The 17,031-nt window shown below is 33.9% G+C and carries 11 protein-coding genes and 3 tRNA genes; 7 read left to right on the forward strand and 7 right to left on the reverse strand.

Going from position 1 to position 17,031, the window contains the following annotated elements; translation table 11 throughout:
* Nucleotides 1-2: 2 nt before the first annotated feature.
* The gene (locus EOD40_RS06190; RefSeq protein WP_128194037.1) at nt 3-401 is read left to right on the forward strand and encodes a response regulator; all 399 of its coding nucleotides are present in this window, start codon (nt 3-5) and stop codon (nt 399-401) included.
* Nucleotides 402-754: 353 nt separating this feature from the next.
* Here EOD40_RS06190 and rpsT read toward each other — a convergent pair whose 3' ends face one another.
* The 5 genes from rpsT to proS all read right to left on the reverse strand — a co-directional run bounded on the left by rpsT (nt 755) and on the right by proS (nt 3,054).
* Complete coding sequence (rpsT, locus tag EOD40_RS06195; RefSeq protein ID WP_128194038.1) at nt 755-1,006, reverse strand: 30S ribosomal protein S20; 252 nt, start codon at nt 1,004-1,006, stop codon at nt 755-757.
* A 166-nt stretch (nt 1,007-1,172) separates the two neighbouring features.
* Nucleotides 1,173-1,244 (reverse strand) — tRNA-Glu (locus EOD40_RS06200).
* 41 nt (nt 1,245-1,285) lie between these two features.
* A tRNA-Glu gene (locus tag EOD40_RS06205) sits at nt 1,286-1,357 on the reverse strand.
* A gap of 50 nt (nt 1,358-1,407) precedes the next feature.
* Nucleotides 1,408-1,479 (reverse strand) — tRNA-Glu (locus EOD40_RS06210).
* A 96-nt stretch (nt 1,480-1,575) separates the two neighbouring features.
* Nucleotides 1,576-3,054 carry a proline--tRNA ligase gene (proS, locus tag EOD40_RS06215; RefSeq protein WP_128194039.1) on the reverse strand — a complete coding sequence of 493 codons (1,479 nt, stop codon included), beginning with the start codon at nt 3,052-3,054 and terminating at the stop codon, nt 1,576-1,578.
* A 101-nt stretch (nt 3,055-3,155) separates the two neighbouring features.
* Between proS and EOD40_RS06220 the strand changes: the two genes are divergently transcribed.
* From EOD40_RS06220 to EOD40_RS06240, 5 genes are all read left to right on the forward strand, one after another.
* Nucleotides 3,156-4,121 (forward strand): hypothetical protein, encoded by a 966-nt coding sequence (locus EOD40_RS06220; RefSeq protein ID WP_128194040.1) that lies wholly within the window; start codon nt 3,156-3,158, stop codon nt 4,119-4,121.
* A 27-nt stretch (nt 4,122-4,148) separates the two neighbouring features.
* Entirely contained in the window at nt 4,149-5,696 is a 1,548-nt protein-coding gene (locus EOD40_RS06225; protein ID WP_128194041.1) for an OmpP1/FadL family transporter, read from the forward strand.
* Between the two features lie 239 nt (nt 5,697-5,935).
* Nucleotides 5,936-7,249, forward strand: a complete 1,314-nt coding sequence (gene rimO, locus EOD40_RS06230) for a 30S ribosomal protein S12 methylthiotransferase RimO (protein ID WP_128194042.1) — start codon at nt 5,936-5,938, stop codon at nt 7,247-7,249.
* Between the two features lie 32 nt (nt 7,250-7,281).
* Nucleotides 7,282-7,764 carry a hypothetical protein gene (locus EOD40_RS06235; protein WP_128194043.1) on the forward strand — a complete coding sequence of 161 codons (483 nt, stop codon included), beginning with the start codon at nt 7,282-7,284 and terminating at the stop codon, nt 7,762-7,764.
* 32 nt (nt 7,765-7,796) lie between these two features.
* Entirely contained in the window at nt 7,797-8,702 is a 906-nt protein-coding gene (locus EOD40_RS06240; protein WP_128194044.1) for an N-acetylmuramoyl-L-alanine amidase, read from the forward strand.
* Nucleotides 8,703-9,058: 356 nt separating this feature from the next.
* On the opposite strand, the gene EOD40_RS06245 is transcribed toward EOD40_RS06240, so the two are convergent.
* Nucleotides 9,059-10,051, reverse strand: a complete 993-nt coding sequence (locus EOD40_RS06245; RefSeq protein ID WP_128194045.1) for an outer membrane beta-barrel protein — start codon at nt 10,049-10,051, stop codon at nt 9,059-9,061.
* Between the two features lie 547 nt (nt 10,052-10,598).
* Nucleotides 10,599-12,815 (reverse strand): B12-binding domain-containing radical SAM protein, encoded by a 2,217-nt coding sequence (locus EOD40_RS06250; protein ID WP_128194046.1) that lies wholly within the window; start codon nt 12,813-12,815, stop codon nt 10,599-10,601.
* A gap of 148 nt (nt 12,816-12,963) precedes the next feature.
* Between EOD40_RS06250 and EOD40_RS06255 the strand changes: the two genes are divergently transcribed.
* Nucleotides 12,964-17,022, forward strand: a complete 4,059-nt coding sequence (locus tag EOD40_RS06255) for a DUF7948 domain-containing protein (protein ID WP_128194047.1) — start codon at nt 12,964-12,966, stop codon at nt 17,020-17,022.
* Nucleotides 17,023-17,031 lie beyond the last annotated feature (9 nt).

The following is a 17,031-nucleotide window of genomic DNA, read 5'->3' on the forward strand; positions in this document are numbered from 1 at the left end:
ACATGTTAGATTTAATTCTATGTGTCGATGATGACCCAATAACCCTCATGTTGTGTAAAAAAGTAATCACCAAAACTTCTTTTTCCAATACCATTGTCACGGCTAAAAATGGAGAAGAAGCACTAGAATACTTTGATTCAATCATAAACAAAAAAGAGGACACTCAACTTCCTCAATTAATATTTCTAGACCTAAACATGCCTGTTATGGATGGCTGGGAATTCCTGGACAACTTTAGCTCCAATAAATACTCAAAAGTAAATACTACCAAAATTGTAGTTCTATCATCTACAATAGACCCTGAAGACCATGAAAAATCAAAAAAATACCCAATGGTCATTGATTTTCTTTCAAAACCAATCACGACAAATATGCTGACGTATTTAGAATCTAAAATTTAAACAAACCAAGAAAAACTAGATACTAGAACAAATAATTTTACCGATACAAAAACAAAAGAACTAGCCTTTACAAGGCTCTAAAAACCCACATCCTTTTAACCCATATTTGCTTCAGCAAAGCTTTTAACACTAAACAAAAGCTTTTAAAAATCAATTAAAGGAGTTAGAAAAATTGATTTTTTCTTATTATTAAGATTATCTAATCTTTTTGGCTAATCCCCAATTTTTATACTTGATCCGAACATCTCCCTACTTTTAGATCTAATCTAAAAACTTCAAACTTCATCAAAATTCAACGCATAAAAAAAGCCTCGAATTTCTTCGAGGCTTTCTAATATATTAAAATCGTATGATTACAATTTACTTACAAACTTAGTTAACTTAGATTTTAAGTTAGAAGCTTTATTATCATGGATAATATTCTTTTTAGCTAATTTATCAATCATAGAAATAACATTCGACAATTTAGCAGTAGCATCTACTTTATCAGTTGCTAAACGCAAAGCTTTGATAGCGTTACGCGTAGTTTTGTGTTGGTATCTATTTAATACTCTTTTTTTCTCGTTGCTTCTAATTCTTTTTAAAGCTGACTTATGATTTGCCATTTTACCTTTTTTTTAATTGTAATAATTATTTTAAACTATTAGTAAAAAAAGAAAAACCTCCCACAATCACGTTAAAATAACAGTAATCACTTTGGTTTTAACTAATAAAATAAACACTAGAGACACTTAACATTTATTTCATAAAACTATTTCACAACTAATCTTGTAGTCCGTAGGGGAATCGAACCCCTGTTACCAGGATGAAAACCTGGCGTCCTAACCCCTAGACGAACGGACCAATATTCCTCTAAGTTAGTTAAGCAATTCTAGATTGACTTGTAGTCCGTGGGGGAATCGAACCCCCCTTACCAGGATGAAAACCTGGCGTCCTAACCGATAGACGAACGGACCAATATTCCTTATTTTTTAAGTTCAGGAACTGTATTTCAATATTTCATTTGTAGTCCGTGGGGGAATCGAACCCCCCTTACCAGGATGAAAACCTGGCGTCCTAACCGATAGACGAACGGACCGTGCTTCACATTATGCTTAGCATTTCTGTATTGCGGTTGCAAAGATACAACTGTTTTTTAATTGCGCAATAGCTAACATAAAAAAAAATATTTTTTTTAATATGCCTTAGCAAAAAACACTCTTCTTCCAGACGGATTCCCAGAAAACACACAGCTTCCCGCCTCTTCTACCCCATCTAAAGGAATACATCTTATGGTTGCTTTAGTCAGCTCCTTAATCTTCTCTTCTGTAGCTGCAGATCCATCCCAATGTGCTGATACAAAACCTCCTTTGTTCTCTAACACCTCTTTAAACTCTTCAAAACTATTAACCTCAGTAATATGAGTTTCTCTGTAATTTAATGCCTTATTGAATAAATCAGCCTGAATTTGTTCTAACAAATCGCTTACAAAAGCAGCAATTCCTTCTTTAGACTTCACTTCTTTAGCCAAAGTATCTCTTCTTGCTACTTCATAAGTACCATTCTCAAGATCTTTTGGACCAACAGCAATTCGCACCGGAACCCCTTTCAATTCCCATTCAGCAAATTTAAATCCTGGTTTTTGCGTAGTCCTGTCATCAAACTTAACCGAAATACGAAGTTTTCTTAAATCAGCAATCAGCTTATTTACTTCTTCCGTTATCTGACTTAATTGCTCCTCTGTTTTATATATAGGAACAATCACTACCTGTATTGGAGCCAAATTAGGAGGCAACACCAATCCCTGATCATCTGAATGCGTCATTACCAAAGCCCCCATTAATCGGGTTGAAACTCCCCAGGAAGTTCCCCATACATATTCCTGTTTTCCTTCGGCATTAGCAAACTTCACATCAAAAGCTTCAGCAAAATTTTGTCCTAAAAAGTGAGAAGTTCCCGCCTGAAGTGCCTTCCCATCTTGCATCAAGGCCTCGATACAATAGGTTTCTTCAGCACCTGCAAAACGCTCCGTTTCGGTTTTCAATCCTTTTACAACAGGAATTGCCATGAAATTTTGCACAAAATCAGCATACACATTCATCATTTTCTCTGATTCCTCAATCGCTTCCTTTCTTGTAGCATGGGCCGTGTGTCCTTCTTGCCATAAAAACTCAGCTGTCCTTAAGAACAAACGCGTACGCATTTCCCATCGAACCACATTAGCCCATTGATTGATTAACAAAGGTAAATCTCTATAAGATTGCACCCATCCTTTATAAGTAGACCAAATAATCGCTTCACTAGTAGGACGAACAATAAGCTCTTCTTCCAGCTTAGCATTTGGATCTACAATTAACTTCCCTGGTTTATCGGGATCATTTTTTAATCTATAATGTGTTACCACAGCACATTCTTTCGCAAAACCTTCGGCATTTTTCTCCTCGGCTTCAAACATGCTTTTAGGAACAAACAGAGGAAAATAAGCATTTTGATGTCCTGTTTCCTTAAACATTCTATCTAACTCGGCTTGCATTTTTTCCCAAATAGCATAACCATAAGGTTTAATAACCATACAGCCTCTAACTCCTGAATTTTCGGCTAAATCAGCCTTTACAACCAGCTCATTATACCATTTTGAATAATCTTCTGATCTTGTAGTAAGGTTCTTACTCATATTGAATAGTTTGGCACAAATTTTGTTTTGTTTTATTTAACTAAATAGTTTGGCAAAACTAACTATTTTTGTAATGTGCAACAATAAAAAACCCAATAGATATGAAAACTAATATTTTTTCATTCCGAAAAGTGCAAAATTATCTTTACATTGGATTACTAAGCCTTTTTATGGTTTCTTGTGGTTCTTATCAAAATAGTTCCTATTATGAAAATGATGGGATTTATGGAGCTTCAAACAACAGAAATGTAGAAAGAAATACATCTTCAGGAAATTATTACAAAGATTATTTCAACTCACTACAAAATGACAATCAAACTCCTGAGGTTTTTACAGATATTGACAGCTACAACGATTACGACTCTGTAAATAACAACAGTACTTACTCAAACTATGCCGATTGGGGAAATAACTACACCAAAGCTGACATCAATATATATCCAAATTACTGGGGATTAAATTACGGTTTTGGATATTCAGGATGGGGATACCCTTATTATGGATTTGGGTGGAATTCTCCTTATTATGGCTATGGATTCGGATGGAACAACTGGGGTTATAACTACTATCCATACAACTATGGATGGAACTCCCCTTATTATGATTATAATAATTATTACTATTATGGAACTCGCCCTAACAACACTAGATATTATTCTTATGCACCAAGCAGAAGAGGCACTAGTATAGCTAACTCAACATATTCTACTAGTCGAAATTATTCTTCCAGAAGTTACTCTACAGACAGAACCTATTCTACAAACAGAATTGGAACTAGTCGAAATACCACTTTTACAAATCCCAGAACATACAATAACCCCAACAACAGTTACACACCTCAAACAACAACCGGAAGAAGAGGAACAAGTCAATATCAAAACAACAGCTACAACAATACACAACCAAGCAGAACTTACTCTCGAAGCGAAAGTTACACTCCTTCAAGATCCTACAGCAGTCCTTCTTACGGAGGAGAAAGTAGCGGCAGATCTTATGGAGGAGGAGGTGGTACTAGTAGTAGCGGAGGCGGCGGAAGCTACAGATCATCAGGCGGAAGCAGAAGATAACTAACCATTTAAAAAAAACTCATTACAATGAAAAAATATCTATTTTTAATTTTATCAGGACTTGCTTTTAACGCTGCACAATCTCAGGAAATCGCCAGCGGTTTACGCTTCGCTCAGGAAGACGTAAACGGTACCGCACGTTTTAGAGCCATGAGCGGTGCTTTTGGAGCTTTGGGTGGTGACTTATCTTCTTTAAACACAAACCCTGCGGGTAGTGCCGTTTTCATCAATAACCAACTTGAATTTACCCTAAGTAATTTTGATATTAAAAACAAGTCTATTAAAAATAGCTCTAATTATTTTGACGGCCATACAACCGGAAAAGACAGTTCTTTTGACCTAAATCAAGCAGGAGTTGTATTTGTATTCGATAATCACAACCCAAATAGCGATTGGACAAAAATCTCTTTAGCATTGAATTACGAAAAAACCAATAATTTCAACAATTCTATCTATTCAACCGGTACCAATTCAACCAATTCCGTTGCTAATTATTTTTTAAGCTACGCCAATGCTAATAATCGTCAAACAGGTATTCCATTAAGCACTATTAAAAATTACGATTATTACCAATTAAACTACGCTGATCAACAAGCGTTTTTAGGTTACGAAGGTTATTTAATCAATCCCGAAACAGAAACTGCCGAAAATAGAGTTTACACTTCCAATATTCCTGTCGGAGGTAATTACATTCAAACCAACAACATATCATCAAATGGCTATAACGGCAAATTATCCTTTAACGCAGCAACTTCTTACAAAGACCAACTTTATTTAGGACTAACATTAAATTCCCATTTCACTGATTTTAGACAAAACACTCTTTTCACCGAAGTAAATAACAGCACTAATAAAAACCCTATCAACGTAGTAAGCACCTCTTTTGAAAACGAAATCTACACCTATGGTTCCGGATTTTCATTCCAACTAGGAGCTATCGCCAAATTAAGCAATGAAGTACGTGTAGGACTTTCTTACCAATCTCCAACCTGGAACAAATTGAATGATGAATTAAGGCAATATCTTTACTCAACCGGATACAACTTTGGAAACCCTCCAAACCCAAGCTTAACAGTTACAGATATTGATTCAAACAATAGTATTATTTACCAAACCTATAAATTAAGAACTCCTGGAAAAACAACAGGTAGCTTAGCTTATGTATTTAGCAAAAGAGGATTAATCAGTTTAGACTACGGTTACAAAAACTATAGCAAAATCAAATATTCAATAGAAGAAGACAGCAGAAACGATTTTATCAATTCAGATATATCCAATACTTTAAAAGGAGCTTCCGAAGTAAGAATAGGTGGAGAATACAAAATTGAAAGATTGAGCCTAAGAGCCGGTTATCGTTTTGAACAAAGTCCTTATAAAAACAAAACAACTATAGGTGACTTGAATGGTTATTCGGGAGGTTTAGGTTACAATTTTGGAGGTACAAAACTAGATGTTTCTTACGCTTACGCAAAAAGAAATTCGCACCAAGGATTCTTTAGCCAGGGTTTAACTGACGGAGCCAATATCAACTCTATCAACAACACAGTTTCCTTAACACTGTTATTTGAATTATAATTACTCGAAAACTTTTAAAAAATAACCGTCTTGTCTTTTCAAAAAACATGACGGTTATTTTTTTAGCCGTGATGGAAGCGACATGCATTTTCTTGCTTCTTTAGTAAAAAAGGACAAAACAACAGTCTCAATAACTATCAAGAAGCTCTATAAAAAAATAACTAAATCGAAACAATCCCGATAGCTATCGGGACAATTTGAATAAAAAAACGTAATTTTGCCATCCAATTTACAAAAATATGAGAACCAAGTCCTTAAAAAAGAATAAAATAAACGTAATTACCCTAGGTTGTTCAAAAAACATATACGATAGTGAGGTATTAATGGGGCAACTTCGTGCCAATGGAAAAGAGGTGGAACACGAAGCTCCTGTTGAGAGAGAAGGGAATATTATTGTCATCAATACTTGTGGATTTGTTGATAATGCCAAGGCAGAATCAGTAAATATGATTTTGGAATATGCTGACAAAAAAGAAAAAGGTTTGGTTGACAAGGTTTTTGTAACCGGATGCTTGTCAGAACGATACAGACCTGATTTAGAAAAAGAAATCCCTAATGTGGATCAATTTTTTGGAACTACCGAATTACCGCAATTACTAAAAGCTTTAGGAGCCGATTATAAACATGAATTATTAGGTGAACGTTTAACAACAACTCCTAAAAATTATGCCTATTTAAAAATTGCCGAAGGATGTGACAGACCTTGTAGTTTTTGTGCTATTCCTATTATGCGTGGAAAACACGTTTCGCAACCTATTGAAAAATTAGTAAAAGAAGCCGAAGGTTTGGCCAGAGACGGTGTAAAGGAATTAATTTTGATTGCTCAGGATTTAACTTATTATGGTCTTGATATTTATAAAAAACGAAATCTTGCCGAGTTACTGGAAGCTTTAACAAAAGTAGAAGAAATAGAATGGATTCGTTTGCACTACGCCTTCCCTACTGGTTTTCCAATGGATGTTTTAGAATTAATGAAACGCGAGCCTAAAATTTGCAACTATATCGATATTCCGTTGCAACATATTTCTGATTCTATTTTGAAATCAATGCGTCGTGGAACAACTCAGGCAAAAACAACTCAACTATTAAAAGATTTTAGGGCAGCTGTACCCGGAATGGCAATTCGTACTACGTTAATTGTAGGTTATCCGGGAGAAACTCAGGAGGATTTCGAAATTTTGAAAGACTTTGTTCAGGAAATGAAATTTGACCGAATGGGATGTTTTGCCTATTCTCACGAAGAAAACACACATGCTTATTTACTGGAAGACGATGTTCCGGACGATATAAAACAAGCTCGTGCCAATGAAATAATGGAATTACAATCGCAAATTTCATGGGATTTGAATCAGGAAAAAGTAGGACAAGTATTTAAATGTATTATTGATAGAAAAGAAGGGGAACACTTTGTAGGTCGTACCGAGTTTGACAGCCCGGATGTAGACAACGAAGTTCTGATTGACGCTTCTAAATACTACTTAAAAACAGGCGATTTTGCTATGATTAAAATCATAGAAGCAACAGAATTTGACCTTTATGGAGAACCTGCATAAAAACTAATTTTAGCTATTTAAAAAAAATAAACATGAACAAGACACTATTTTTCTTCGTATTAGCGTTTATAACAATATCTTTTAACACTGCTTTTGCTCAATATGGTTACGGAAATGGATATGGCAACGGTTATGGCGGTGGCGGTATGGGAATGAGCAGAAACAGCATGAGCCAGATGGATCAAACTGCTTCAAAACCCAAAGAAATCCCTGTAGAAGTAACCGTGGGAAAAATAATGGAGAAGCTAAAACCAGAATTAAATCTTGACGAATTGCAAACTATTGCCATTGGAAATGTATATACTGACATTATCAAATCGCAAACAGCCATAATGAAAGACGAAAAACTGAGTCAGGAAGAAAAATCAAACGAAATAAAAGCGCTTTTTGAAGTTAATGAAAGAAAGGTAAATGAATATTTAAACGAAGAGCAAAAGCAAAAATACAAAGCACTCAAAGAAGAGCGCGGGAATAACAAAAAAGAGAAAAAGAAAAAATCAAAAAAGGAAGACTAACAGTTTTCCTTTTTTAATAAAATAAATTTACAATGAAAAAATATCTTAGTTATTTAATTCCTGCAGCAATCATTATTACATCATGCTCCACTAACCCTTACAAAAAGAGTGAAAAAGCATACGACTCAAAACTAAAGTCTTTCAAGGAGCAAATTTCGATAAAAGAACCAGAACCATTACCTATTGTAAAAAAGACAATCATAAACATTGATAGTGTTTACAACAAACAATTATACACTTTTAAAGATACTATTTTTAAAATAGGTTCAACCCAATTAAACAATGGAATTCAGACCGAATGGATAAGTACTGTAAACTTTAATCTTCGCAAACCTAATTTCATTATTATACACCATACTGCACAAGATTCCATTCAGCAAACAATTAAAACTTTTACAAAAGTAAGTGCACAAGTAAGTTCTCATTATGTAATTGCCGACGATGGTCATGTGGTACAAATGCTAAACGATTATTTACGTGCCTGGCATGCAGGCGCGAGTTCATGGGGCAAAAACACCGATATTAATTCTTCTTCTATAGGAATCGAATTAGACAATAATGGCAGCGAACCTTTTTCTGAAGCTCAAATCACCAGTTTGATGGCTTTATTAAGTAAGCTAAAAAAAGACTACAATATTCCTACTCAAAATATCATTGGACATTCAGACATTGCTCCTAGCCGAAAAAAAGATCCTAGTGCTTTATTCCCTTGGAAAACTTTAGCCGAAAATGGATTTGGAATTTGGAAAGACGATGTACTTCCTTTAGCTCCATTTGACTTCAATCCTGAATTAGCCTTACAAATTATTGGCTACAACACTAAAAATTTAAGCGCTGCAATTACTGCTTTTAAACTGCATTATATTCCCGAAGAAGCAAATGCTATCCTAGATCAAAATACCATCAACACTATTTATTCTATTTATCTAAAACAATAATGGAAAGTAGTTTAAAAATTAGAAAGTTCTTTGAATAATATCAAAGAACTTTTTTTATGCCTAAATAAAACCAAACCACTACAAACTTCCGTCTTTAATTTAATTAATAAAGGAAACTAGCAACACAGTTGATTCTTCTTTATATTTTACTATAAACTCAAACGATATTACAAATCAAACCGTATCAATTTGTATAATCACTTAAAAAACTCTAGAACACAAATAAAACACACCAAAACATCATCATCTAAAATTCAAACCCAATATATACCATAAAAAAAACTGCCAAAATACATGAAGTACCTTGGCAGCAAAAAAAAAATTATCACTTATTATATTTCGAATTTTGACAATTCTTAGAATCCATAAACTAAAGCTACTGAAACTTGAGAAGCAGATTTTGTTGGAGCTAAATCAGAATCTACAAATACTTTATCTTTACCAGAATCTAATCTAAATTCAGGGATAACAGTCAATCCGCCAGATTTTAAGTTAGCTGATAATGTAAAAGCAGTTACTGAAGTATCACCAGAACCTTCTTTAAATTTAAAGTACTCTCCGCGTAATCCTAAACCAAAGTTATCTGTTACTGCTACCGAAGGATACAAAGCAACACCTGTATAACCTACATCTCCTTCATTAGAAAAATCAGCAGAGTTCAAACCTAATTTAAATTTATCGGTCAATTGAAAAGTAGCTGTCAAATCTACAATAGTACCACTTACTGAACCATCCATAAAATTAAGATACGCACTTATTTTATCGGTTGGCATAAAAGACAATTGCGCTCCAACAGCATTCAAACCTTTAAATGAGTCTGCTGTATAAGTATTCCAAGAATCATTGAAAGCACCTACCATAATCCCTACTTTGTCAGAAATAGCATAATTTGCTTTTACCCCTGCATTTTGGAAAGGTCCATTAGTAAACATATAAGAAGTTGAATAATGGAAATTTGCCAATGGCGAAATCACTTCATATCCAATAAAAGTTCCCATGTAACCAGCGGTAAAACTTAATTTATCTGTAGCCTTATAAGTAGCATACAAATTTTGGATGTGGAATGATTGTCCGTCTACATCTGGAATAGACTGTTTTTGCCCTCTTGGTCCAAAAGATACCTCACCCACGAAAGAAGTTTTCCCCGTTGTTTTCTTCAAAGCAATATCAATCATCCCCAAAGACACTGAATTCTGATCTGTTGCAAAACTAGTTGGAATATTTGCCGTTTTTGAAAAATCATATTTGTAGTAAACATCAGCAGAACCTGAAATTTCTAACGGAGTGTCTTGTGCAAATGTGATGCTTCCTGTCAGCGCTAAAGCTAAAATAAAAATTACTTTTTTCATGTTTAATTTGTTTTGGTTATTTAAACTATTTTTACCTAAAAGACGATATTAACATATTATTCTCAATATTTAATACATTTTTAACTTCTTTCTTGAGGCAAATGTATCAACTTTTAGTTTTAGAAAAACAAAAAAATATAACTTTTTCCCTTTTTTGACACCGAATTATCAAAAAACAGAAATAAATTAAAAAAAAATACATTTTTTTTAGTTTTCAACGTCAAAAACAAAATTATTCTCACATCAAAAACAACAACACCCTACAAAAACACACCTAAAATCAAAAAAAACACAAAAAACACCAAAAAACACATAAAAACACACATTAAAACAAAAACACCCCCTAAAAAACAGGGGTGCAAATAAAAATAAAAAATACACCTCCCCCTAAAACAACAATAAACAAAAAAACCTCCCAAAGGAGGCTTCTATTATAAAAAACACATATATCAACTCTAATAAAATAAAGAAGCTATAATACTTTACTTTTTTCAACTCAGATTAAAAAAACAAACAACAGGACTATATTATCTAAAAACAAAGGGAATTACAAAACTAAAAGTCCAAATCCACGCAAGGTATTTATAGGTTTAGAATACCAAAACAATTCAAAATCTTCAAAATTCAATTCAAAATCAGCTTTTAGTTCTTGAAAAGAATAGGTTTTAGTATTCGCAACAGCAATCTTTTGTAGCATTGTTACTAACCACTCTCCTTCTTGTTTATTGGTTTGAATAGTAAAACTTTCCTTTTTATCATGAAAAGTCAAACTCATCATTTCCCAGGAATTGCCTTTCTTGGTTTTGGTAAAATGTTCAACAGATGGCTTTCCTCCCAGCCAGACTATTTTGGCTGTTGGCTTCACATTTAAACTGCCATCGTCTAGTAAAGCATCAAAAATAAAATCGGGAGCTATTTTGGTCTTCGGAATTTTAAAATCAAACCACTCTTGTAATTCGTAGTCAAAGCAGATGCCGTGCATGAAATTGAATAAAGATTTCTTGAGTCCGAAACTAAATTTATCGTGATCTATCCCTGTCTTGTCTTTATAATTAATATCATTATTGGCAAAAGTACCAATGGTTTCATTCTCCTTTACTGCTCCAAATTTCTCCGGATACATACCCACAGGACTATGAGCTGTCATGGCAAATTGATGCCAAAATCCCGATTGCAAAATTCCCGCTTCAAATAATTGACGCACCATTTCAAGACTATCCACTGTTTCCTGAACCGTTTGGGTAGGATAACCATACATCAAATAAGCATGAACCATAATTCCGGCTTCGGTAAAATTGCGCGTTACACGTGCCACCTGTTCCACCGTTACACCTTTATCAATCAGTTTTAATAAACGATCCGAAGCAACTTCAAGTCCACCCGAAACAGCAATACAACCAGAAGCTTTTAAGAGCAAGCATAAATCCTGTGAAAAACTTTTTTCGAATCGAATGTTAGTCCACCAGGTTACAGATAATTTTCTTCTGAGGATTTCGAGAGCCAAAGCGCGCATCAAGGCTGGTGGCGCTGCTTCATCTACAAAATGGAATCCATTTTCACCTGTTTGCGCAATCATCTCTTCCATCCTATCACAAAGCAAACTGGCAGCAACAGGTTCGTATACTTTAATATAATCCAAAGAAATATCACAAAACGTACATTTCCCCCAATAACAACCGTGCGCCATCGTGAGTTTATTCCAGCGACCATCACTCCACATGCGGTGCATGGGATTCACAATTTCGATTACCGAAATATACTTATCCAATAACAAATCAGAATAATCCGGTGTCCCCACTTGAGATTGTTTGTAATCAGCTTTAGTGGAATTGTTTTTATAAATAACTTCTCCATTCTCTAATAAAAAAGTTCTTTTATAATACTTCTCGTCCCTCGACTCTGCTCGGGATGAGACACTCGAAGTGACAGCATTTATAAGTTCTTCAATTGGAACTTCGCCATCATCCAAAGTAATAAAATCAAAAAACTCAAAAACACGGGCATCCGAAAGCGAACGCAATTCGGTGTTAGGAAAACCACCGCCCATAGAAACTTTGATTTCAGGATGATATTGTTTTACCCATTGCGCACATCGAAAAGCCGAATATAAATTCCCAGGAAAAGGGACTGAAATCAAAAATAAACTGGGTTGGACGGTTGCTATTCGTTCTTTCAGAATCGAAAGCAGAATTGTATCAATATAAGTAGGTTCCTGCTGTAAGGCTTCGTACAATTCATCAAACGAATTCGCACTTCGCCCCAAACGCTCTGCATAACGACTGAAACCAAAATTAGCATCGACACATTCTACAATAAAATCGGAGATATCTTCGAGATACAAAGTTGCCAAATGCTTGGCCTTATCCTGCGTCCCCATACTTCCAAAAGCCCAATCCAATTCTTCCAACTGAGCAAAACGGGATGCTTCCGGTAAATAATCTTCCTGACAAATCTGCAAAGCCAAGGTTGGATTTTTTCCCTGCAAAAAAGCAATCACCGAATCAATAGTTTTAACGTATTCTTCCTGTAATGCAAAAATACGTTTTGAATTATCTGAAGCTCCCTCAAGATTTTTGCCAGCAAACTCAAACAATTCCCCCAAACCTTCTTTCGAAAACAGTTTCAAAATCACCTCAATCCCTAAATCTGCCTGAACAGACTCAATTCCTTTTGTATTCAGAAACCCTTTGATATAAGCGGTTGCCGGATACGGTGTATTCAGTTGGGTAAAAGGCGGCGTGATGAGGAAAAGTTTCGGTTTCAAGAGAAAAAAGTTTTGTGCAAAAATAGGGGATATTTAGAGATTTTTGAGGTATAAAGATATTTAAGACCTTCATTCTCTTTTTACATTTCTACTTTCAACTTTATTTTGTAGATATTTAATTACATTTGCAACATACAAAATCCTATTTATGAAGCGAATTTTACTTTTTTTGTTTTTATTAATTTTCATCCCACTGTTTTCCCAAAACAATAATCATTCTATAGGATTTAAGGAAAACAAAGGACAAATTATCGATCAAAATGGTAATCCAAATAATTCCGTAAAATACCTTTTGAATACCAATGGATTAAATGTACAATTAAAGCAAAATGGTTTTTCTTATGACATCTATGAAACTAAAAAAATCCCCATAAAACAACGGATTGAGGAGAACAATACTTTTTCATCAATAACAAAAAACGACAAAAAAACAGCCGATTATACTTTAGAATACGTTTTTCATCGAATTGATATTGACTTTGTAAATTCAAATCCCAATGCTGAATTAATTTCTAGTGAAAAATCTCAAGACTATGACAATTATTACAACATTCCAAACCATCCTGAGGGAATTGTTGGCGTTCATCAATACAAACAAATTACATACAAAAATATTTACCCTAATATTGATGTTGTTTTTTCAATCCCAAAAGACAGCTTAAAAGCAGTTGAATACAACTTTGTTGTACATCCAAAAGGAAAAATTTCAGACATCCAATTGAAATTTAACGGAGCCAAAAATGAACTAGTTGATAACAAAATACGGATGAATGTTCGTTTTGGTAAAATGGAAGAAACTTTACCTGCAAGTTGGATAGAAGATGGAATGATTAAAAAGTCAATTGATGTCGGGTATAAAAAAATTAAAAACAATGTTTATGGTTTTAATACATCGAATTCTGTAAATGGAAAAACGGTGATTATTGATCCTGTGCCTATTAGATTGTGGGGAACTTATTATGGTGGAGAAAAAGAGGAATATACACTTTGCCTAGAGAAAGACGTTTTAGGTAATGCTTATATTTGCGGTACTACTTCAAGTATAAACTTTATTGCAACAAGTGATGCGCATCAAAACACATTTGGTTCCTCAATTTATTATGGGCCTCACTTATATATAACAGATGGTTTCATATCAAAATTTGATAAAAATGGGACTCGATTATGGAGTACATTCTATGGAGGTAATCTAGACGATGATATAAAAGACTTAGCTGTTTCAGGGAATGGAACAATAGGCTTTTGTGGCAATAGCTGGAGTAATAATAATATTTCTACCACTGGTACATTCAAAGATTTTAAATCTGGATCTTATGGTGAAATGTTTTTTGGGACTTTAAATTCAAGTGGAGTACGGTTGTGGGCATCCTATTTTGGAGATGACTCTGGAAGGAACTTTATGAATACAATTGTTTTTGATTCTAATAATTTTCTTTATATTGGAGGAACAACAAGCTCAATAAATTATATTGCAAATATAGGTTCTCCTCCAACGTCATCTTATGATTTCAACGGATTTATTTCAAAATTTTCAATAAATGGACAACAAATTTGGGGGGCATATTTTGGAGGAGGAAAAGAAGATTTTATTGAAGATTTAACCATAGATTCAAATAACAATATAATTGCCGTTGGATACACTAACAGCACTTCTGGCATTTCAACCCCAAATTCTTTTCAACAATATTTAAATAAAAGTACTCTTCCTTCAAACCTAAATTACGATGGTTTTATTACTAGTTTTACAAATACGGGTAACCTCAATTGGGGAACTTATTTTGGAAGTTCCGAAAATGACAAAATTTTAAGGGTTAAAAACTTTAATAATGTACTTTATATTAGTGGTACAAGTAATAGCTTAGATCTTTCAACTCCAAATGCTTTTGAAACAATAGCTCAAAGTTCTACAAGTTTTATCTCAAAATTTAACATTCAAAATCAACAAAAAATTTGGCTAAGTTATAGTGCTCCAATAATTACTGATTTCGACATTAATCAAAATGAGGAAATATATTTAGTTGGTAACAGTTCATACTCTGCCAATATTGCGACACCAAATGCTTTTAATCCCAACAGTAATGGATTTATAAGTTACATACGCAAAATAAATAATAATTGTCAAATAATTTGGGGAACATATCTAGGAAACTCCGGATTTATAAATAATCCATATGTTAAATGTGTAACTAGCGATATTTTTTATGTTTCAGGTACTTGTTGGTCAACTCGAAACATTAATCACGGTTTAACTACTACAAATTCATTTCAAGAATTCTCAAATGGTGAACACGAATCTTATCTAAATAAATTTCAAGAGTGTCTTTTATCCCCTGAAGTTTCTTCAAACTCCCCAATCTGCATTGGCAACACATTAGAACTTAAAGCATCAGGAGGAACCAATTATTCTTGGACAGGTCCTAACGGATTTACATCTACCGACCAAAATCCAATAATCCTCAACGCAACAGTATTAAATAGTGGTCAATACAGCTGCTTAATTACTGGAACCGGAGGTTGTTATGACACAAAAAAAGTTGATGTCGTTATTGGAGACATCCAAGCTCCAATTCCTAACCTTACCACACTACCAACGATAACAGGAGATTGTCACACCCAAATTACAACAATCCCAACTGCGACTGATGTTTGTGCTGGAGTAATCACAGGAACTACTACTAGTCCGCTATTATATAATTCACCAGGAACCTATACTATTATTTGGAATTATAACGATGGAAATGGAAATTCTATTAATCAAAACCAAACAGTTACAATTGCAAGACAGCCACTTCCTATTGTTAATACTCCCCAAACCTTCTGCATCCAACAAAATGCAACAATTAACAACATCACAATTACAGGCCAAAACATAAAATGGTTTGATGCTTTGACCAATGGAAATCTACTTTCCAATACAACTTCGTTACAAAATGGCAAAATCTATTATGCTTCGCAAACTACAAATGGATGTGAAAGTGAAAGAATCGCTGTTTTAATAAACATTCAAAACACCCCTGCTCCAACAGGAGATACAAATCAAAGTTTTTGCAGCACCCAAAATGCAACATTAAATAACATTGAAATTACCGGGACAAATATAAAATGGTACAACAGCTCCAATATAGCTTTACCCAATACAACTCTTATTGGTAACAATGCAACTTATTATGCTACACAAACCATAAACAATTGTGAAAGCATCAATAAACTGGCAATAAACACAACTTTAATCAATACTTTAAACGCTAATAATTATAAAGTAGAATTTTGCGATGAAAATAATGATGGAAAAGAAACTATTAATCTATCCGAATTTAATCCAAATTTGATTGTCAATCCATCGGACAATAGTTTTTCGTACTATACAACACTTACAGCTGCTGAAAACCAAATAGCAAATAACAGAATTAACAATATCAATAATTATGTTTTGCCTAAAGGTTCTTATACTGTATTTGTCCGAATCGATTCTCCTAATGGTTGCCATCAAGTTGTTGAATTAGGTTTAAATTTATATAGCAAACCAATAATTCCAATTAATGATATTACACCTATTTGCGAAGGCGGTTCTATTACTGTTAATGCTGGAGCAGGATACGACAATTACCTTTGGTCAACCGGGGAAACTTCACCAACAATTACAATTCAAAATCCTGGAGATTATTCTGTAACTGTAACCAATACCTATGATTTGATTTCCTGTTCAAGTACCAAAAATTTTACAGTAAAAAAATCAACTATTGCAACTATTAATACTATAGAAACAAAGGATTGGACCGATAATCAAAATATTATCAAGGTATTCGTTTCAAGGGAAGGAGATTTTGAATACTCTATCGACGGAATTCATTTTCAGGATAATAATGAATTTTCGAATGTAATTACCGGACAATATACCGTTCAAGTAAGAGACAAAAACGGCTGTGGAACCGCTACCGAAGAAGTTTACTTATTGATGTATCCTAAATTTTTCACCCCAAATGGAGATGGCTACAATGATAACTGGAAGATTAAATTCTCTGATTCAGAAAAAAATATAACCATAAAAATATTTGACCGCTACGGAAAACTATTAAAACAATTACTACCTGACGCATCCTGGAATGGTCAATTCAACAATCAGGAACTTCCAGCTAGTGATTACTGGTTTATAGTAACCAGAGCCGATGGTAAAGAATACAAAGGGCATTTTAGTTTAAAACGATAAACATAAAAA

This window comes from Flavobacterium sufflavum (genome assembly GCF_004016525.1).
GTDB classification, from domain to species: domain Bacteria; phylum Bacteroidota; class Bacteroidia; order Flavobacteriales; family Flavobacteriaceae; genus Flavobacterium; species Flavobacterium sufflavum.

Coding starts and splice junctions, on each gene's coding strand:
- EOD40_RS06190 (WP_128194037.1), top strand. CDS start 3: ATGTTAGATTTAATTCTATGTGTCGATGATGACCCAATAACCCTCATG.
- rpsT (WP_128194038.1), bottom strand. CDS start 1,006: ATGGCAAATCATAAGTCAGCTTTAAAAAGAATTAGAAGCAACGAGAAA.
- proS (WP_128194039.1), bottom strand. CDS start 3,054: ATGAGTAAGAACCTTACTACAAGATCAGAAGATTATTCAAAATGGTAT.
- EOD40_RS06220 (WP_128194040.1), top strand. CDS start 3,156: ATGAAAACTAATATTTTTTCATTCCGAAAAGTGCAAAATTATCTTTAC.
- EOD40_RS06225 (WP_128194041.1), top strand. CDS start 4,149: ATGAAAAAATATCTATTTTTAATTTTATCAGGACTTGCTTTTAACGCT.
- rimO (WP_128194042.1), top strand. CDS start 5,936: ATGAGAACCAAGTCCTTAAAAAAGAATAAAATAAACGTAATTACCCTA.
- EOD40_RS06235 (WP_128194043.1), top strand. CDS start 7,282: ATGAACAAGACACTATTTTTCTTCGTATTAGCGTTTATAACAATATCT.
- EOD40_RS06240 (WP_128194044.1), top strand. CDS start 7,797: ATGAAAAAATATCTTAGTTATTTAATTCCTGCAGCAATCATTATTACA.
- EOD40_RS06245 (WP_128194045.1), bottom strand. CDS start 10,051: ATGAAAAAAGTAATTTTTATTTTAGCTTTAGCGCTGACAGGAAGCATC.
- EOD40_RS06255 (WP_128194047.1), top strand. CDS start 12,964: ATGAAGCGAATTTTACTTTTTTTGTTTTTATTAATTTTCATCCCACTG.